This window comes from Celeribacter ethanolicus (assembly GCF_002407265.1).
Taxonomy (GTDB): domain Bacteria; phylum Pseudomonadota; class Alphaproteobacteria; order Rhodobacterales; family Rhodobacteraceae; genus Celeribacter; species Celeribacter ethanolicus.
Genome location: NZ_CP022196.1, coordinates 3,655,842 through 3,674,193 on the forward strand (window position 1 = coordinate 3,655,842; position 18,352 = coordinate 3,674,193).

Annotated in this window: 23 protein-coding genes and 2 tRNA genes; 3 read left to right on the plus strand and 22 right to left on the minus strand. The window is 60.9% G+C overall.

Translation table 11 applies throughout. The features are described 5' to 3' along the window. Positions 1–115 precede the first annotated feature (115 nt). From CEW89_RS17930 to CEW89_RS18010, 18 genes are all read right to left on the minus strand, one after another. Positions 116–1,498 (minus strand): tyrosine-type recombinase/integrase, encoded by a 1,383-nt coding sequence (locus tag CEW89_RS17930; RefSeq protein ID WP_157779917.1) that lies wholly within the window; start codon positions 1,496–1,498, stop codon positions 116–118. Between the two features lie 88 nt (positions 1,499–1,586). Further along, positions 1,587–1,661: transfer RNA gene (locus CEW89_RS17935), tRNA-Phe, on the minus strand. A 92-nt stretch (positions 1,662–1,753) separates the two neighbouring features. Beyond that, on the minus strand, positions 1,754–1,972 hold the full coding sequence (locus CEW89_RS17940; protein WP_066710289.1) for a DNA gyrase inhibitor YacG: 219 nt from the start codon (positions 1,970–1,972) through the stop codon (positions 1,754–1,756). After that, a complete protein-coding gene (locus tag CEW89_RS17945) occupies positions 1,969–3,009 on the minus strand; it encodes a ribonuclease E/G (protein WP_096806835.1) in 1,041 nt (346 codons plus the stop codon). Before CEW89_RS17945 ends, CEW89_RS17940 begins: the two co-directional genes overlap by 4 nt. Further along, positions 3,006–3,584: a Maf family protein gene (locus CEW89_RS17950; RefSeq protein ID WP_096806836.1), complete on the minus strand. Its 579-nt coding sequence runs from the start codon at positions 3,582–3,584 to the stop codon at positions 3,006–3,008. Before CEW89_RS17950 ends, CEW89_RS17945 begins: the two co-directional genes overlap by 4 nt. A 17-nt stretch (positions 3,585–3,601) precedes the next feature. Further along, positions 3,602–3,820 (minus strand): translation initiation factor IF-1, encoded by a 219-nt coding sequence (gene infA, locus CEW89_RS17955; RefSeq protein ID WP_009573923.1) that lies wholly within the window; start codon positions 3,818–3,820, stop codon positions 3,602–3,604. 82 nt (positions 3,821–3,902) lie between these two features. Then, the gene (locus tag CEW89_RS17960) at positions 3,903–4,772 is read right to left on the minus strand and encodes a nitrilase-related carbon-nitrogen hydrolase (protein WP_096806837.1); all 870 of its coding nucleotides are present in this window, start codon (positions 4,770–4,772) and stop codon (positions 3,903–3,905) included. Next, the gene (locus tag CEW89_RS17965; protein WP_096806838.1) at positions 4,769–5,356 is read right to left on the minus strand and encodes a GNAT family N-acetyltransferase; all 588 of its coding nucleotides are present in this window, start codon (positions 5,354–5,356) and stop codon (positions 4,769–4,771) included. Before CEW89_RS17965 ends, CEW89_RS17960 begins: the two co-directional genes overlap by 4 nt. Before the next feature lie 10 nt (positions 5,357–5,366). Next, complete coding sequence (locus CEW89_RS17970; protein WP_066710298.1) at positions 5,367–5,780, minus strand: ketosteroid isomerase-related protein; 414 nt, start codon at positions 5,778–5,780, stop codon at positions 5,367–5,369. A 25-nt stretch (positions 5,781–5,805) separates the two neighbouring features. Next, positions 5,806–6,261, minus strand: a complete 456-nt coding sequence (locus CEW89_RS17975) for an arsenate-mycothiol transferase ArsC (protein ID WP_081424017.1) — start codon at positions 6,259–6,261, stop codon at positions 5,806–5,808. A 5-nt stretch (positions 6,262–6,266) separates the two neighbouring features. Next, positions 6,267–6,743, minus strand: a complete 477-nt coding sequence (locus CEW89_RS17980; protein WP_066710303.1) for a UPF0262 family protein — start codon at positions 6,741–6,743, stop codon at positions 6,267–6,269. 75 nt (positions 6,744–6,818) lie between these two features. Next, positions 6,819–7,493, minus strand: coding sequence for a DUF4272 domain-containing protein (locus tag CEW89_RS17985; protein ID WP_096806839.1), 675 nt, complete (start codon positions 7,491–7,493; stop codon positions 6,819–6,821). Position 7,494: 1 nt separating this feature from the next. Beyond that, positions 7,495–8,802, minus strand: coding sequence for a histidinol dehydrogenase (gene hisD, locus CEW89_RS17990; RefSeq protein WP_096806840.1), 1,308 nt, complete (start codon positions 8,800–8,802; stop codon positions 7,495–7,497). Positions 8,803–8,931: 129 nt separating this feature from the next. Then, on the minus strand, positions 8,932–9,366 hold the full coding sequence (locus CEW89_RS17995; protein ID WP_066710310.1) for a hypothetical protein: 435 nt from the start codon (positions 9,364–9,366) through the stop codon (positions 8,932–8,934). 89 nt (positions 9,367–9,455) lie between these two features. Further along, on the minus strand, positions 9,456–9,935 hold the full coding sequence (locus CEW89_RS18000; RefSeq protein WP_198403453.1) for a DUF2948 family protein: 480 nt from the start codon (positions 9,933–9,935) through the stop codon (positions 9,456–9,458). Continuing rightward, the gene (gene murA / locus CEW89_RS18005) at positions 9,935–11,203 is read right to left on the minus strand and encodes a UDP-N-acetylglucosamine 1-carboxyvinyltransferase (protein ID WP_096806841.1); all 1,269 of its coding nucleotides are present in this window, start codon (positions 11,201–11,203) and stop codon (positions 9,935–9,937) included. Before murA ends, CEW89_RS18000 begins: the two co-directional genes overlap by 1 nt. A 9-nt stretch (positions 11,204–11,212) precedes the next feature. Then, entirely contained in the window at positions 11,213–11,371 is a 159-nt protein-coding gene (locus CEW89_RS21110; protein ID WP_198403454.1) for a hypothetical protein, read from the minus strand. 88 nt (positions 11,372–11,459) lie between these two features. Further along, positions 11,460–12,818, minus strand: a complete 1,359-nt coding sequence (locus CEW89_RS18010) for a hypothetical protein (protein ID WP_096806842.1) — start codon at positions 12,816–12,818, stop codon at positions 11,460–11,462. Positions 12,819–13,163: 345 nt separating this feature from the next. Here CEW89_RS18010 and CEW89_RS18015 point away from each other — a divergent pair. Then, positions 13,164–13,238, plus strand: a tRNA-Thr gene (locus tag CEW89_RS18015). Positions 13,239–13,370: 132 nt separating this feature from the next. Next, positions 13,371–14,387, plus strand: coding sequence for a phosphate acyltransferase (locus tag CEW89_RS18020; protein ID WP_096806843.1), 1,017 nt, complete (start codon positions 13,371–13,373; stop codon positions 14,385–14,387). Positions 14,388–14,553: 166 nt separating this feature from the next. Here the strand turns inward: CEW89_RS18020 and pepT are convergent, their stop codons facing one another. From pepT to CEW89_RS18040, 4 genes are all read right to left on the minus strand, one after another. Beyond that, on the minus strand, positions 14,554–15,795 hold the full coding sequence (pepT, locus tag CEW89_RS18025) for a peptidase T (protein ID WP_096806844.1): 1,242 nt from the start codon (positions 15,793–15,795) through the stop codon (positions 14,554–14,556). Positions 15,796–15,913: 118 nt separating this feature from the next. Next, positions 15,914–17,005: a 5-(carboxyamino)imidazole ribonucleotide synthase gene (locus CEW89_RS18030; protein ID WP_096806845.1), complete on the minus strand. Its 1,092-nt coding sequence runs from the start codon at positions 17,003–17,005 to the stop codon at positions 15,914–15,916. After that, a complete protein-coding gene (gene purE / locus CEW89_RS18035) occupies positions 16,998–17,483 on the minus strand; it encodes a 5-(carboxyamino)imidazole ribonucleotide mutase (protein WP_066710340.1) in 486 nt (161 codons plus the stop codon). Before purE ends, CEW89_RS18030 begins: the two co-directional genes overlap by 8 nt. Positions 17,484–17,537: 54 nt before the next feature. After that, the gene (locus tag CEW89_RS18040) at positions 17,538–17,756 is read right to left on the minus strand and encodes a YdcH family protein (RefSeq protein WP_096806846.1); all 219 of its coding nucleotides are present in this window, start codon (positions 17,754–17,756) and stop codon (positions 17,538–17,540) included. Between the two features lie 182 nt (positions 17,757–17,938). Between CEW89_RS18040 and CEW89_RS18045 the strand changes: the two genes are divergently transcribed. Further along, on the plus strand, positions 17,939–18,352 hold the full coding sequence (locus CEW89_RS18045; protein WP_066710344.1) for an Hsp20 family protein: 414 nt from the start codon (positions 17,939–17,941) through the stop codon (positions 18,350–18,352).

The window sequence follows — 18,352 nt, forward strand, 5'->3', positions numbered from 1 at the left end:
CCACTAGTGCGGGCGGCAATTTTTCTCAGTTCATTCTCGGTGCGAAAATTGTATAACATCTCTAATAATCCGTGTGTTCAAACCCTAAAATTACTAGCCAGTCCTTGCCTGTGATCTAACATACCTTTTCAAGAGCTTCTTTCATGAGGGTCAATCTCGCCTCAACTCCCCCATACCTCTCCGTAATCCCCTTGCTGGCATGCCCTAGGATCATTTTAAGCACATCCTCTGACACCCCAGCCAATCTCAATCTATCAGCCATTCTGTGTCGTAGAGAGTGGTTTGTCACCTTCGGATCACTTACGACACTTCGAACATGCTTCATGAGTGCTGCTGAGGCTCGGTCATTGCCTCTATTTAGGGCGTAGTGTGGGAACAGGTAGGGGCTATCTCCAGCGCCCGCCAAGGCCTCTTTGACAGCTTTAAGGGTCTCGCCAACTAATGGGATAGACCTTGCCGACGCCTTGTTCTTTAGCCCCCTGTGCTCATGCGGGATAATCCTGATGTGTGGCACTTCCACCTGATCTAGAACTACGTCATTTTTGAGCAGTCCCGAAATCTCCCCAACACGGCAGCCGGTTCCTTCTAGGATGGCCCAGATCAACTGTAGGTCGGGCTTTGCATGTTCTTGGAGTCTTTTCCGAATGGCGGTTACTTCGCTATGGGTGAAGGGTCGCCGATCATCCTTTCCGCTCCCCTCTGTTTCGACAGTCAGTTTCTCGAAAGGATTTGTGGAGTTTATCTCAAACTCCCTGATTGCCAGACTTACTATTGCTTTTAGGTCAGTGAGGTATCTCTTTGCTGTAGCGGCTTTGACCCCCAATTCATTTTTGAAGTGGTCTCTGATCAACCGGGCATCTTGTCGCCGAATTTCCGTAATCTTGCGGTCCCCACCCAGCGCATCGGTTGCGTGTTTGATAACCCGTTCAACTCGTAGACGCTTTTGTTTGTTCTCCTTGTCAGTGCCTACCAATACCTTCTCTTGCAAATAAAATTTCTTTGCGTCCTCAAGGGTCGGGGCTGGTTGTGGGGGCAGTTCGCCAGAAAACAAAGCTCTGACAAACCGTGCGTCTTCTTCTGACATCCCAACGGGTTCTCCCGTCCTCGGGTCCATCGGGTAGCTTTCAAGTATCCCGTAGGCGATCCTATCCCAATCCGGTCGGTCGAGGACAGATACACCATCTACGTCTATATAGCCCGAAGTGTAAGGGTTTAGGCCCTCGCCTTGGAACCGTTCGACAAGTCTCTTCTGTATTTCAAGCTCAGAAAGCGGCCTACTCTTGCCCGCAAGACTCGCTGTGTTCCTCGCACGTCTAAACTCTGTTTCAACCTTCTGATGCACAGAAGGGTAGGCTTTCAGGGCCTCCCTTTCGGTATCCCCCAGAACTTTAGTGATTTCAGCTTTGCCAAGTATCGGGCGCAAATCATCGGGTACTCGCCTTCTATACCGCCAAGCCCCTTTTTTTGTCCGTTGAACGTACTTCAATACTAAGCCCATGTGTAGTTCCCGTGTACTTTCTTGTGTACCACGAGCACTTCCTAAAGTCATGTATTGTCAGGATAATAAGGTCTTAACCCTAGTTAAATGGTGCCCGGGGGCGGAATCGAACCACCGACACGAGGATTTTCAATCCACTGCTCTACCCCTGAGCTACCCGGGCATCGGGAGCGATTTCTCGCTGAACGTCTCTGTCGTTCGGGTAGCGGGTTTCTAGTCGGCGGCTCCGGGAGTGTCCAGAGGAAAAACACCTCTCTAGTGAGGTTTTTTCGCGCCGTCCTCAAATGCCTCCCGCAGGTTTTCATTGAGCGCCTCTTCAAGCGCCTCGGCAATCTCTTCCGGGTCCTCTTCGCGCATCGACGGCACGGCATAGGAGCCGTTCAGCCATTTCGCGAGATCGATGTCGGCGCAGCGTTTCGAGCAGAAGGGCCGGTAGGCCGGAACGCTCTCATTGCCGCAGATCGGGCAGCTCATGCGATCAGCTCCGCGATTGGCACGCGGCTGCGTTTCTTCTGAATCTCGAAATTGCCAAGCGGCGTCCAGCCCGCCAAGACGACATCGCCGCCTTCGGATTTAAACGCGGCCTTGAGGCTCTGTTCGAATTGACGACGATCCTTCTTGGCCATCGGCGCGAGTTCCACCGTGATCTGCCCGGCAAGCCCGCGTACACGCAGTTGCCGCGGCAAATCACGGGCCACGGCGATATTGGCCTTGAGCCCCGCCGCCGGCGAAAAATCCCCGCCGGTGTTCACATCCACCGCCACCATCGCGCGGGTCGGTTCGATAAAGGCATAGCCCGCGCCCTTGAGCGGCACGCGCACATCGAGTGCTGCGTCGATCAGCTCATGCACGCCGTGGTTCTCGAAGGCATCTTCGCTGTCGTCGAACACATCGGCATCGGGCCAGTCGCGCCAGGCGGCTTCCCAGGCATCGGCGCCCGCGAGCAAAAGCTCCGGCTCACCGGCTTCATCGGCCAGAACCGCCTCGGCCAGGTCGCGCATCGCGGCGATGTCTTCGGCAATCGCGTCAGAGGACACGCCTTCACAGGCGGAGCGCAGGATCAGACCCATCGTCTCATCCGCGCCTTCCATGCCTTCGGAGGCGAGGTCGTGGAGACGCAGCAGTTCCTCGTCTTCGGAGATTTGCCGGGAGATGTTCAGCCCCGGCGCATCTGGTGTGACAATGGCGTATTTCGATTTGAACAGCAGGCGCGTGGTGACAGGAACGGCTTTGCCTTCCTCAGCGATATGGCTGACCTGCACCAACATCGGCGCGCCGGGTTTCAGCCCCTTGTTGCCGCGCAGATAGGCCTTGTCGCCATCCGGCAGATCGAGAAGCGCGCCGCCCATGCCCTTGAGACTGCGCCCACCCCTGGCGCGAAAGATCGAGCCGGGGGCAGGGGGGGCGTCTTCGCCCGCGTCGATCAAAAGGTCTTCGAGACGACCGTCAACGATCCAGGCGGCGGCGCGTTTGCCCTGAACCTCGCCCAGTGCAATGACAGAACCCTTCATGCGCGATCTCCATAAACCGGATAGCCTGCGGCCAGCAAAAGATTGGCGGTCTCCGCCACGGGCAATCCCATGACGGCGGAATAACTGCCTTGAATCCACGGGATAAACGCGCCCGCCGGGCCTTGGATGCCATAGCCGCCCGCCTTGCCGCGCCAGTCGCCCGAGGCCAGATAGCTGTTCAGCTCATCGTCCGAGAGCCGTTTCATTTTCACCGTGGTGACGACATCCGCCTCCCAGACCCGATCGCCATGGGCGACGGCCACAGCCGTAATCACCCGGTGGCGACGGCCCGACATGGCCAAAAGGAATGCGGCGCATTCCTTTTCATCGGCAGGCTTGCCCATGATCCGGCGGCCCAAAGCCACCGTGGTATCGGCGCAGAGCACGACCTCATCCGCCGCTCGCGGTACTGCCAGCACCTTTTCCCGCGCCATGCGCGCGCAATAGGGGCGCGGAAGCTCGGCCTTCTGCGGGTCTTCATCAATGTCGGGGGAGCGAATCTCGTCGGGCACAAGCCCGAGTTGCGCCAGAAGCTCTTTCCGGCGCGGGCTGCCTGAACCGAGGATCAGTTTCATAGGATCGCGGGCGCTGTTCAGCGGAAGCGATAGTTGATCCGACCCTTGGTCAGATCGTAAGGGGTCATTTCGACCTGCACCTTGTCGCCAGCCAGAACGCGAATACGGTTTTTCCGCATTTTGCCTGCCGTATGCGCGATGATCGTATGGCCGTTTTCCAGCTCGACCAGGAATGTCGCGTTCGGCAGGAGTTCCTTAACGACACCGGGGAATTCGAGCATTTCTTCCTTGGCCATGGTCACTCCGTGATTGATTTCTCCCGCCAGTTTGCGGGCGCTCTGGTAAATGCGCCTTTAAAGCCGCGTTTTCAAGCTGGTTTTAACGGAAATTGCGCGTCTCGGGCGGGTTTTGCGGCGTTTCACTCTCCGGCCAGTGGGCAAAAACGCTCACATCCGTGCCTTTGCGCGCTTGCGCAAGCGACTCGGACAGGGTGTTCAGAATGGCAAAGCCCGGCGCATTTCGCGGCCCTTGCGCCAAGGTTCCGTCCTCTGGCGAGGTTCCGTCGGGTGGGCAGAAGATGCGCGCCTGACCGAGGTTGACGTCGATCACCTCGCATCCGGGCACCTCGCCGACGAGCGGCGCCATGGCGACGATCATCTGGCCTTCGAGCGCGCGGGCACGGCATCCGATCTCCACCCGGCTCGCCCCCTGTTCCGTGTCGGTGCAGGAGGGGACCAAAAGGAGTTCGGCCCCGGCCTCGGCAAAGCGCCGTGCGATCGGAGGGAATTCGCTGTCGTAACAAATGACGGCGGCGATTTTGCCGAAGCGGGTGGCAAGGATCGGCATCGCCTCGCCCGGAGCCATGTCGAGCGCGCGCTCATAGGGCGTCGGCATTTGCTTTTCCAACCACGCCTCGCCCTCGGGCGCGCAAAACAGCGCCCGGTTGACGATCTGATCGCCCTTGCGGGCAAAGCCGGACCCGCCGAGGATCGTCGCGCCCGTGTCTTTCGAAAGCGCACGGATGCCGTCGCAATAGGCGTCAAAGTGATTGGCGCCCCGCTGCATCCAGCCCCGCGCATCCAGCGTGACCGTGCCGTAAAATGCCGCCTCAAGCGCCGCATATTCCGGGAAGACCACCAGAGTGTCTCGGTCCGCCGCGACCTCCGCCAAGGCGGCTCGGTAGCGATCCAGCCAACCCAAAGGCGTCTCATGCCACACGGGCTGCCATGTCGTCGCGATCAGTCTCATAGCATTTTACCCCAGAATTGCAGGCGCTTCTCCGAGCTTTCCGCCTCATCCACGTCTTTCCAGTGAAACGACGCAATCACGCCCGCCATCGGTGCATAACCGCGCCCCCGCCAAAACGCATCGTGACTGCGCGCGCCTTCGGGGCGGAGCGGATGGGTTTCCGGGCGGATCACGGAACAGAACGCTGAATAGCTGAGGCCAAGGCTGCGCGCATGGGTCTCGCGCGCGTCGAAAAACGCATGCCCCGCGCCATGGCCACGATAGGCGGGCAAAAGCACCGACTCGGCACAGTAGAACACGCGCTCCATCGGCAGATCGACACCCGCAAAGGCCGCCGCGAAATCTTCGGCATGTTCCGCCAGAGGCGATCCTGTCGCTGCACCGACGATCCGGTCGCCGTCGAAGGCCGCGACAAGAACGGCGCGCGGATTGCCCACGTAACTCGCCATATAGTCGCGCTCATAGGCCAGCGAGCCGTCATAGAGATAAGGCCATTCACGGAACACCGCGATGCGCAGTCGCGCCAGGTCGTCCAGCGCGGCTTCGACCTCGGCGCCCTTGAGGGTGCGAAAGCTCAGCGTCATGGTGCCCTCCTCAGGAGACCTGCGCCACCCAGTCCTCGGCATTGTAATAGACCGAGACACGGGCGATCTTGCCGCCGCGAATGTCGAAAAAGGCACCCGCAGGAAGGTTGTAGCGCTGGCCTGTCGCTTCCGGGTAGCCTTCGGCGGTCTTCAGGTACTTGCCCAGCACCCGGAATTCGGCGGCCCCATGCGTGCCTGCGTCATTGGCGAATAGCACCATGTCGGTGAGGACCTCTTCATATGCGGTGTCCATCGCGACCATGAAGGCGGCGAAGGCTTCCTTGCCGTGCTCGATGGGCCCCTGGTTGATCCGGTGCTCGATGTCGTCGGTCAGGCAGTCGAGCATGGTGGCGTGATCATGGGCGGCGAAAGCCTCGTAATAACGGGTCAGGAGGGCCAGCGTTTCAGCGCGGTTCTGGGTCATGGAAGATCCTTGAGGAGAGGGGAGGTTAAGAGTGGGAGGGGCCGAAACGGGCCTGCATCCGGGTGATGATCTGATCGCGGGCCTGACGGTAGGCATCGAGTTTCGCGTCCCGCGTCTCGCCGATGCCGGTCGGGTCCATGATCGGCCAATATTCCACGTCGAGGTGGTAATAACGTGTCAGTTCAAGCGCCTGGCGTTGAGAGGCGGGGGAAAGCGCGATGATCAGGTCGTAAGAGGAAATGTCGTCGCCCCAGTCCTTGAGATCGTCGAAGGAGCGGGCCTGATGGCGGTGCAGCTCGATGCCCATTTCCTCGCAGACCGCGACGGCGAACCCGTCGACATCGAGATCGGAATGCACGCCCGCCGACTGAACGTAAACCTGACCGGGGTAGAACTTCTTCATCAAGCCCTCGGCCATGGGGGAGCGGACCGCGTTGTGGTCACAGCAGAACAGAACCGAGTGGGGAAGATCTGCTGCCACGCCCCTCACCCCCAGTGCAATACGCAAATCAGGGTGAACAGCCGCCGCGCCGTGTCGATGTCCACGACCGCCTTGCCCTCAAGACGTTCCTGAAGCACCCGCGCGCCTTCGTTGTGGATGCCGCGCCGGGCCATGTCGATGGCTTCGATCTGCGACGGCGGCATCTTTTTCACCGCGTCGAAATAGCTTTCGCAAATCTGGAAATAGTCTTTCACCACCTGACGGAACGGCCCGAGCGAGAGGTGGAACTCCGCCGCCTTTTCGCCCGCCTCCGTCGTCAGATCGAACACCAGGCGCCGTTCACGGATCGCCAGAAGCAAGCGGAACGGACCCTCCGGCATCTGCCGGTCGTCACGCGCGGGCAGGGTAAAGGAATTGTCCTCCAGCAGGTCGAAGATCGCGACCTTGCGCTCCTGCTCGATCTCGGGCGTCGGCGGCGCGAGGCCAGCCTCGTCGATCTTGACGGAAATCAGTTTGCTCATCGCGTGCTCGCCCGCTTCATGCCCGTTTCGGGCTGTGTCTCAAGTCCTGTGCGCAGGAGGGTTGCGCTCTTGCCGTTACGTGTCCGTGGAAATCTCGTCCCAGGATTGCTTGCCATATCCGACCAGCCAATTGAACGCATAATGCCGCTCATAGACAACCCCTCCATCGAGGTTCGAGGGCGCCGGACGGTTGTTCATCCGCGCATTGGTGGCGGCCCAGTTGTAGCGATAGGTCAATTCGGCCGCGTCGAGGATCTCGTTCTGTGGCCGCAGGCGCGCTTCCCGGATCATCCCCTCGCGCCCGAGACGGCTCATCAGCCCACCCATGTCGGGCACATGCACGATGTCGGTCGGGTAGGGCAGGGTGTCGAAGAACCCGAGCGCCCACATCAGCACATAGACCCCCTCATAGCGCCAAGCGAATTGGACACAGGTCTCCTCGGATGGGGCGGGGTCGTCGATGAAGGCGCGCTCCTCGGGGGTAAAACACTCCGCCGCGCCATATTGCGCAATCACCTGCGCGATCAGGGTGTCGTCGCGGGTCTCGCCTTTGACGGCGGCGATCATAGCGCCAAGAAGCCGGGTCACGACCTCTTCCTCGCTGCGCCTGATGTCCTCGCCCACCGCCATATGCGGCGGCAGGAAGGCATTGGTCGGCACTGCTTCATCGGTGAGTTGCGCGATGGCGCGTTCCTTGCGCAGCTCCGCGGCATCTTTCTTCTCGCCGAACATCCGCCCGAAGAGCTTCATCTCAATCGTCCGCGTTCAATCGGTCTAGCCGCGCTCGCACCGACAAGCCGTGGGCCTCGAGGCTCTCGGATTTCGCCAGACGTTCCGCCGCCGGTCCGATGGCCTTGAGCGCCTCGGGGGACATTTTTGCCAGCGTCGTGCGTTTCAGGAAATCCAGCACCGACAGGCCGGACGAGAACCGCGCCGAGCGCGCCGTCGGCAGGACGTGGTTCGGGCCTCCGACATAGTCGCCGATGGCTTCAGGCGTCCAGGCGCCAAGGAAAATCGCCCCGGCGTGGTGGATTTTCTCCGAAAGCCCGTCCGGGTCCTCGACGCAGAGCTCAAGGTGCTCGGGCGCGAACCGGTCCGACAGCATCGCCGCCTCACCCAGATCGCGCACGGTGATCACCACGCCGAAGTCTTCCCAGCTCTTGCCCGCAATCTTGCGCCGTTCCAGCGTCTCAAGCCGTTTTTCAACGGCCTGCGCCACCGCCGCACCGAACGCGGCATCGTCGGTGATCAGAATCGACTGCGCGCTTTCGTCATGTTCGGCTTGCGACATCAGATCGACGGCGATCCAGTCCGGATCGTTGTGCTTGTCGGCGATCACCAGAATCTCCGACGGCCCCGCGATCATGTCGATGCCGACCTTGCCGAACACCCGGCGTTTGGCGGCGGCCACAAAGGCGTTGCCCGGCCCGGTGATCTTGTCCACCGGCGCGATGGTTTCGGTGCCGTAAGCCAGTGCCGCAATCGCCTGCGCCCCGCCGACGCGGTAAATCTCGTCCACACCCGCAATGCGCGCGGCCAGAAGCACCAGCGGGTTCGCCACGCCGTCGGGCGTCGGCACGGTGATCGCCAAACGCTCGACCCCCGCGACCTTCGCCGGGATCGCATTCATCAGCACTGACGACGGGTAGGACGCCAGCCCCCCCGGCACATAAAGTCCGGCCGCCGACACCGGCGTCCAGCGCCAGCCCAGCGTCGCGCCGTCCGGGTCGGTCCACATCTGGTCAAGGGGCATCTGGCGGACGTGATAGGCCCGGATGCGCTGGGCCGCGAGTTCCAAAGCCTCGCGCTCCTCGTCCGACACCTCGGCACAAAGCGCGTCGATCTCTGCGTCGGAGAACCGCAGCTTGTCCGCCGTCAGTTGCATCCGGTCGAACCGGGCAGTCAATTCGAGGACCGCCGCATCGCCGCGGGTGCGCACATCCGTGATGATCTTCGCCACCGCTTCGTCGACATCCGGGCTGTCCTCGCGCTTCATGGTCAGAAGCGCGGCGAAACGCGTCTCGAAATCGGGGTCCGTGGTGGACAGGAAATGGGGCATGTCGGTCTCCTTGCGTGGCTCCGACATAGCGTGGCTTGGCGCCGGTCTCAAGCACCGGAACGGCAACGCTCGCAGAGAAACTCTGCGGGCGCGGTTCCGGTGCGGGCGAGCCCGCGCGTCATTATGGGGTCAGTAGCGGAACGAGCTTTTGGTGGAGAACATTTCCACCGAGATCTTGCCCTTTGGCACGGGCGTTCCCGTGCGCACGCAATTCGCCGCCTCTCCCAGATGGCCACTGGCCTGATTGTTGCTTTTGAAGTTCGCGAAATAGCGCAGATTCTTGATGAGAACCTCACCGTTCAGCTTGACCCCCATCGTCCCCAGAGAATCGCCCGAGGCCTTGTAGGCGTAGCTCCCGCCGGTTGCGGAATAGCCGCCACAGACTGCCACATAGCCACCATCGTTGATGACATCCCAGCGGATAAGCGTCTTGCCGCGCGGTTTCCAGATCAGCTCGTAAGTGGCAAAGTCCTTGTCGACCGGAAGCGTGGAAGTGACCTTGCCCGCATGCGCGGCACTGGCCGCCGACAGCGCGACAAGGGCGGCGAGAAGTGTTTTCTTCATGAAATCCCCCGAAGAATATGCGTGGTACAATCGTTTATGCGCTCAAGAGAAAGCACGCTGCCGTGGGGGGGCAAGGTCGAACGTGACGTTCAGTCGTCGTGTTTCGGAATGTGATGCGACGGGGCCACATAGGGGCGGGTCACATCCTTGAGCGTCACATCCAGGGCCTCGACCTGAAGCGCGATTGCGCCGTCGCCCGCCAAAGTGATCTCGACCGTGCCCATGCCGTCCTCGGAAGGAGTAAAGGCAACGGCCAGAAGCGACAGGATCATTTGCTTGTCCCCCGTCGGCACACCCGAAGAGCGTGCCGCCATCACATCGTCGAACAAAAGAACCGCCTGTACGCGTTCCACCGGGCGGCCCCGGCGTTCGGCGGCCTCGACATCTTCCCAGCGAAAGCGGTTGATCAGAAGCGCGAAGCGGCGATGTGTGGCGTCATAGGAAATTTCGCCCATCGGCACGATAGCGTCCTGCACCAGGGCCGAGATCACCGTCAGGTCGTCCGCGTCCATCGCCTTGAGCGCCAGCGGGCGCTCGCCACCGTCTTCGAACCGGGCGTCTTCCACCATCAGCCTTTGATCCTCTCGATATGCGCCCCGATGCCGGAGAGCTTTTGCTCGATGAACTCATAGCCCCGGTCGAGGTGATAGACGCGCGAGACCACGGTTTCTCCCTCCGCCGCCAGACCGGCCAGAATGAGCGACACGGACGCCCGCAGGTCGGTTGCCATCACCGGCGCGCCCTTGAGCTTGTCGACGCCATGCACCGTGGCATGTCCGCCATGCACTTCGATCTGTGCGCCCATGCGGATAAGTTCCGGGGCATGCATAAAGCGGTTTTCAAAAATGGTTTCTTCCAGAACCGACGTGCCCTCGGCGGTGCACAGAAGCGCCATCATCTGGGCTTGCAAATCGGTCGGGAAACCGGGGAAGGGCTCGGTCACCACGTCCACGGCTTTCACCCGGTCGCCATTGCGTTTGACGGTCAGCCCGCGCTCCGTCTCGGTGACGGAAATCCCCGCTGCTTCGAGTTTCTCGACAAAGCTTTCCACGAGCGACAGCTTGCCGCCGAGACAGGTGACTTCCCCGCCACAAATCGCAGGCGCCAGCATGAAGGTGCCAAGCTCGATCCGGTCGGTCACCACCGGGTGCGTCGCGCCATGAAGCCGGTCCACCCCCTGAATTTCGATCCGCGAGGTGCCCGCGCCTTCGATCTGCGCCCCCATTTTGTTGAGGCAATCGGCCAGATCCACAATCTCCGGTTCGCGCGCCGCATTCTCCAGAACCGATGTGCCTTTCGCCAGAGAGGCGGCCATCAAAAAGTTCTCGGTCGCGCCCACAGACGGAAAGCGCATCTTGTGCACCGCGCCCTTGAGACGCCCGCCCGCCACCTTGGCGTGCAGATACCCGTCCTTAAGCTCGATCTCCGCCCCCAAGGCTTCCAAAGCCGTGGTGTGCAGATCCATCGGCCGCGCACCGATCGCACAGCCGCCCGGAAGCGACACAACCGCATGCCCAAGCCGCGCCAGAAGCGGGCCGAGCACCAAATTCGACGCCCGCATCTTGCGCACGATGTCATAATCGGCAACCGGGTTGATCTCCCCGTGACAGGACATCGCCTGCACCTTGCCGTCCTGCAATGCGGAAACCTCCGCACCGAGAGAGGCGAGAAGCGCGGTCATCGTCTTGATGTCCGACAGCCGCGGCGCATTGGTCAGCGTCAGCGGCTCATCCGACAAAAGCGTCGCGGGCATGAGCGCGAGACAGGCGTTCTTCGCCCCCGCAATCTCGATGTCGCCATTCAGAGGCCCGTTGCCCCGCACCAGAATCGAATCCATCCGCTCGTCTCACTCGTCCTTGCCGTCGCTCTCCTCGGAGGCCGTGCGCGCGCGCGCCTGCGCCTTGCGCCGCTGAAGATTGGCCTTCAGCGCGGCTTTCAACCGCTCATCCCGGCTTTTCGGCGCGGGTTTGGCGGGTTTCCGTGAGGGATCGGTCTTGTTGTCCATGCTGTTCCATGTAGCCAATGCGGTTCGGTCCGTCCAGTGGGGGCGGGCCGTGGCTGTCTGAGAGCACTCGCGACTAAAACCGCCTTCGCTACTCTTTCTTTGTCAAAGCGTCGACAATTTTCTCCGCAAGCTTGTCAAGATCAAGAGAGGGCATCGTCGTGGTTTCGACCTTTTCCCCCGTCGGCGCGTTTCCAACGACGGCAAGATAGTTCGCGATATTCTCCTCGCTGAGCGCCCCGGACTGAATCGCCTTCAAGGCAATGAGACGCGCCTCCCAATAATGACGTTCGCGGTTCTCGGACATCATTACGGTATGAAAGATTTTGACGGAGACCAACGCGACCAAGACAATCGCCGTTCGCAAAAGAATGAGATCCCAATTCGTTCGAGCCGTGTTTGCCAACTCCGTCCGCAATTCAGAGAGTTGAGACAGAAACCCGCGGAGTTCTGCGGGAAGTTCTTCTTCTACATCTTCGTAGCTCTGCAGCACCCTAAATGTCTCATTCAGGTAGGATTCCACGCTCAAAGATTCTCCGTCTAACGCTTCAAAGTTCATGCCGCTGGAATTGCTATCGCTCGTCTCCTTTACGACAACGACGTGACCTTGACGCTCTTCTCGCTGAATCCGTGCGGTGATGCGCTTCAGGTTTCGAACGCGATCGCTAAACGTTGCGCTAAGAGCCACAGGAGAGGTTTCGATGCTTTGTATGAGTTGCGTGGCGCGTGTGGTCGCGGACGACTGGAAAACATATTGAAACGCGATGACGGCCGCCACGACCGTGATGACCATGGCAAACATGGCGACATAACTTTTGAGTGTCGCGCGATTGATGTTGTTCTCAATCTGCTGCTCTAGCCCTTGATAGGGGGCAACGGCACTTTGAGGACTTGTTCCATAAATTGGCTGCTGCTCGGTCTCGGTCTCGGGCTCAGGCGTCGCGCCGCCCCAAAACGCCAGAGCCGCAGCGATCCAGCTTTGTAAAAAGTCGAGATAGGCGCGCACAAGCCACGTCGTGAGCGGCAAGGTGACAAGCAATAGAAAAATGTAGATGGGCTCTTCGAATTCAATATCGACTGGACCGGAGGGGAAAACCGAGTAGATGCCAAGCTGGTTGAGAACACCGCTGATAAAATCGCTAAAATTCCATGCGTAGTACGTCCCGGCTTCAAGCGCGAAGACGAGGGCAAAACGAGGGAAAATTTTCGCATGGTTGGTCTTCCATGAAAAATCCCGCGTGCCAAATATGCGTAGCCGCTTGAAGGTGTAAATCAAAAGGTATGCGTTAACGACGAACGCCACAACATAGGCAAACGTTTGTCGGTCATAGTCTGGGTAGCTGCTCTGAAATCTGGCCCAATTCGCCAAGAGAAGCACACTCGGTGCACTGACCAATCCAACAAGCGCCCAGACGCCCGCAGCAAGTTTTGGGTTGTCGAGTGTTTTCAAAATAGCCCCCTACATCAAACTGCATCATCTCAAAATTCATTGTCGTTCGTCCCAGAAGGACGCATTCTGCCGTTCATTGCAATATTTTTGCCGCCTTACCCCACCGCTCTTTGGGGGCCGACAAAAGTCCGACGCAAGTCCGACGCTTTGCCGACAGGGCTCTTCTCGGAAATCTCTCTAAAATCCGGCCCGTCGGAGAGGTGGGTGCAAGGGGAGAGGGGCGGTTGGAAAAAGAAACTTTGCCCGAGGTGAGATTTTTCGCGAAAATGCGCTTGCACCCTGCGTCGATCACGTCTAATTAGCCGCCCACAGCGACGGTGATACGGTCACTTGACGCACCCCGGCGCTGCTGTAGCTCAGAGGTAGAGCACTCCCTTGGTAAGGGAGAGGTCGAGAGTTCAATTCTCTCCAGCAGCACCATTTCATCCATGATAAACAGTCACTTGAGCATCGCCCGCCTGTGCGCGTCGGGCGGCAATTCGTCTCGTTTCGGACATTCTCCGCGACAGGCTTGGCGAAACCTGTCACTGAGGTCCTGTGTCAGGAGGGACCATGACGATCATCGACATGTTGAAAGCGCGCGTGCGCGGCAAGGGCTTGCGGATCGTGTTTCCCGAGGGCGGCGACGCCCGGCTCCGGCCTGTGATGGACACGCTGATCCGTGAAAATCTGGCGCGCCCGGTTTTGCTGTTCAATGGCTGCGAAGTCTTGGAAAATGCGGGGAAATTCCCCGTTGGTGTAACCTGTCTGGCGGTCGATAATCCGGCGCTTGCGCAGCAGTGGGCCGCAGATTTTCGAGAGCAAAACCAGAGGGTTTCCGAGGCCCGCCTGCTGCGCGGTTTCCCGAACCCCCTGCATGCTGGGGCGATCATGCTCGGTGCGGGCGGGGCCGAGGCGATGGTCGCAGGGCTTGTCGCCCCGACCGAAGAGGTGATCCGCACCGCCTTCACCTATCTCGGGCTGAACGACGGGTTGAAAGCGCCGTCGAGCCTGTTTCTCATGCGCATTCCGGGGTTTGCGGGCAGCGAGGGCGAGGCCGTGATCTTTGCCGATTGCGGTGTGCAGCCCGCCCCCGACAGCGCCGCCTTGGCGCAAATCGCGTTGACGACGGCCCAGACCGCGACCGACCTTTTGGGGTGGGAGCCGCGGGTTGCCTTCCTGTCGTTTTCCACCGATGGCAGCGCCAGGCACGACAAGGTGGATTTGGTCCGCGACGCGGTGCGGCTCGCACAAGCCGAAGCGCCAGAGATGAAAATCGACGGTGAATTTCAACTGGATACGGCCATCGTGCCGGAGGTCGCAGCCCGCAAGCTGTCGCGTCCCTCCGAGGTGGCTGGCCGGGCCAATATCCTGATTTTCCCCGATCTCGATGCGGGTAATATCGCCTACAAGGCGGTGCAACGCTTTGCCCTCGCCGACGCCTATGGTCCGTTTTTGCAGGGCTTTCGCCACAGCGTCAGCGACCTGTCGCGCGGCTCGACCTCTGAAGACATTCTGGGTGTCGCGCTGATGGCGCTCGCCCGGGCCGAGGGCCAGATGCGGCGTGCCTCTCAGCCCTGCGGCGGGTAGGGGCGAATTGCCGGTCGGGATCACGTCGGAGCCGCCCGCCGTGGCGTGCGCCTCCGAGTAATATGTGGGACGGGTGAGCGAGAAGGGCCCGAAATCGCGCAGCCATCGCCCAGAACCGACCCTGGCGTTGATCGTCCCGACAGTACGGAGGAACGCGGCTGCGGTGTCAGGTCGGGGTCGCCGCAAGTTCCGAGAGTGTCAAGCACAGCTCTGTCGCCACAACCATGTCCTGAACCGAAATCCATTCGAGAGGGCCGTGGATGTTCTGCATCCCGGTGAACAGGTTTGGTGTCGGCACGCCCATCTCGGTCAGGCGCGAGCCATCGGTGCCACCGCGGATCGGCACGGAGACCGGTTCGAGGCCGATCTTGCGACAGGCTTCATTGGCCAGATCGACCGGTGTCATGTCCTTTTCAAGCCAGTAGCGCATGTTACGGTATTGCGGGCGAATCTCGCAGGTGATCGTCGCGCGCGGTTCGGTCGCGGCCACCGTTTCGCAGACCTGCTGCAACAGCGCCCCCTTCGCCGCCAGCCCCTCGCGTTCGAAATCGCGCAGGATGAAGCGAATTTTCATTTCGGACGAACCGCCGACCATGTCGGTGGCGTGGATGAACCCCTCCGCCCCGTCGGTGGTCTCTGGCGTCATGGTGACATGGGGCAGGGTCTGGATGATCTTCGAGGCGAGATGGATGGCGTTCACCATCTTGTCCTTGGCAAAACCGGGGTGGATTGAGACACCGGTGACAGTCACCTCTGCGGCGTCGGCGGAGAAGGTTTCGAACTCGATCTCGCCGACCTTGCCGCCGTCGAACGTATAGGCGAACTCCGCGCCGAGGTCTTTCGGGAGCTGGGGCGACACGCCGCGCCCGATTTCCTCGTCGGGGGTGAAGGCGATGCGGATCGGACCATGCGGAATTTCGGGATGTTTGAGCAGGTGCTCGGCGGCGGTCATGATGATCGCCACGCCAGCCTTGTCATCGGCCCCCAAAAGCGTGGTGCCGGAGGCGGTGACGATGTCATGGCTTTGTTTTGTGGCGAGATAGGGGAACTCTTCGGGCGACAGGATCAGGTCGGGATTGTCGGGAAAGGTGATCTCGCCGCCGTTGTAGCCGCGCACGACACGCGGCTTGACGCCCGTGGCGTTGAACTGCGGCGCGGTGTCGACATGGGCGAGAAAGCCGACGGTCGGGCCCTCGGCGGTGGCGGGAATGGTGGCAAGCACCACGCCGTAGCCGGTCAGTTCCACATCGGATGCGCCCATCGCGGTCAGCTCGGTCTCGAGCAGACGCAGCAGGTCGAGCTGGATCGCGGTGCTCGGCGCGCCGGGGGCGTCCTCGTCGCTTTGGCTGTCGATGGCGGCGTAACGGACCAGACGGTCCTCGAGGGCTTTGTCGAACGGATGTGTCATGGGATGTCCTTCTCTGTTGTTCCGAGAAGGGAACGCGCGGGGAGAAGAGTCAAGTTCGGGCCGGAGTCTGGACGGACAAGCTTACGTGAGACGCCCCGAAGGCCGTCTCTGTGCCAGGTTACGCAGCGCCGGTGATCTTGTTCACATGGCCCATCTTGCGGCCCGGCTTCACATCCGCCTTGCCATAGAGGTGGATCGCGACGGAGCCGTCTTTCGCAAACTCCGGGATGCGATCCACATCGTCGCCGATGAGGTTCAGCATCTCGACATTGGAATGCCGCTTGCCGTCACCCAGAGGCCAGCCTGCCACGGCGCGGATATGCTGTTCGAACTGGTCGATGACACAGCCGTTTTGTGTCCAATGGCCGGAATTGTGTACGCGCGGCGCGATCTCGTTGACCACCAAACCGGCGGACGTGACGAAAAGCTCGACCCCCATCACGCCGACATAATCCAGTGCATTCAAGATTTTGGCCGCGAGCAAGACGGCATCGGTCCGTTGCGCGGGTGTCAGCCGTGCAGGCACGGTGGTGGTGTGCAGAATGCCGGATTTGTGCACGTTTTCGCCCGGGTCGAAACAGGAGATATCCCCCGCCTGACCGCGCGCGGCGATCACGGAGACCTCATGGCTGAAATCGACGAAGCCTTCGAGGACCGCGGGCGCTCCGGCCATGTCGGCCAGCGCCTGATCGGCCTCCGAAAGCTCCATGATCCGGGCCTGGCCCTTGCCGTCATAGCCGAAGCGGCGGGTCTTCAGGATTGCGGGGGCGCCAATCTCTAGCAGTGCTTCGGCCAGATCGAGATCGTCGTCCACCGCCGCGAAGGGGGCGACCGACAGGCCCAGATCGCGCAGGAAATTCTTCTCGACCAGACGGTCCTGCGACACGGCCAAGGCCTTGCGGTTCGGGCGGATCGGCACGAGGGACTCGATCAGGTCGAGCGCCGAGGTCGGCACGTTTTCGAACTCATAGGTCACCACATCGACGCTTTCGGCAAAGGCGCGCAGTGCCGCTTCGTCTTCATAGGGCGCGGTGGTGACGGTTTCGGCGACGTGACCCGCGGGCGGGTTGGCACCCGGCTCATAAATATGGCTCTTGAACCCGAGGCGGGAGGCGGCAACGGAAAGCATCCGACCCAGCTGCCCGCCGCCCAGGATGCCGATGGTTGCGTTCGGGGCGAGGGTTTGCCCATTCGTCATCACGTCAGTCATCGGAAGGCTCATCGGGGATGGAGGCAGACAGGGCTTCGCGCCAGGCGTCGAGACGTTCGGCCAGCGCCGGGTCCGCAGTGGCGAGAATCCCCGCCGCCATCAGCCCGGCATTGGCCGCGCCCGCCTCGCCGATGGCCATGGTGGCAACCGGGAAGCCCTTGGGCATTTGCACGATGGAATAGAGGCTGTCGACGCCCGACAGTGCCCGGGTCTGAACCGGGACGCCGATCACCGGCACGCGGGTTTTGGACGCCATCATGCCCGGCAGATGCGCGGCCCCGCCAGCGCCCGCGATGATCACCTTGAGACCGCGCCCGGCGGCTTCCTTGCCATAGCTCCAGAGCCGGTCCGGCGTGCGGTGGGCGGAGACGATCTTGGCCTCGTAGGGCACGCCCAATTCATCAAGAATGTCCGCTGCGCGTTTCATGGTGGGCCAGTCGGACTGGCTGCCCATGATGATGCCGACCTCGACGCTCATATGGCTATCTCCCGGGAAAGTGTCGCTTTCCCGCCTTATAGCCGATGCGGGGCGTTACGCAATGATGTCCGGGGTGATCTGGTCTTCCAGAAGCGCGATCCGGTCCTTGAGAGCGAGTTTCTGCTTTTTCATCCGTTGCAGGCGCAGGGCATCGAGGTGTCCGGTCTCCTGCATTGCCTCGATCGCGGCGTCGAGGTCACGGTGCTCGCGTTTCAGCATCTCAAGTTTGACCTTGAGCACCTCCAGATGATCCATTCGGTTGGACACGTTCATCGCGTTGTCTCTATGTGTTGTTTCGGCGGTCGCTTTCCAAGTCTAACGGGAATTCTTCAAAACTCAAAGCGTTCTGAGAAGCTCTTGAAGCCCGTGGCGTCTGGCCCCATATTTTCAGGGAAGGGTTGCCGTATCCGGGACCCGTGTGACGGACACAGTCGCTTCTGAGAAAGGACGTGGTGATGACGAAAGTAAGCTTTGGCGCCCATCCGTTTCTGCTGGGTTTTGACCAGTTGGAGCGTTTGGTGGAGCGCACGGCGAAATCCGACGCCGGGGGCTATCCGCCCTACAATATCGAACAATCCTCCGAGAACACCTATCGAATCACGCTCGCGGTGGCGGGGTTTGCCGAGGAAGATCTCGCCATCACGCTCGAAGATCGCCAGCTTGTCGTGCGGGGGCGCCAGCCCGAGGCCGACGAGGCGCGCGTCTTCCTGCATCGCGGCATTGCCGGGCGGCAGTTCCAGCGCTCTTTCGTGCTTGCGGAGGGGGTGGATGTCACCGGAGCCTCGATGGAAAACGGGCTTTTGCACATCGACCTGACCCGGGCCATGCCCGACACCATCGTTCAGACCATTCAGATCAGAAAGGGGTAA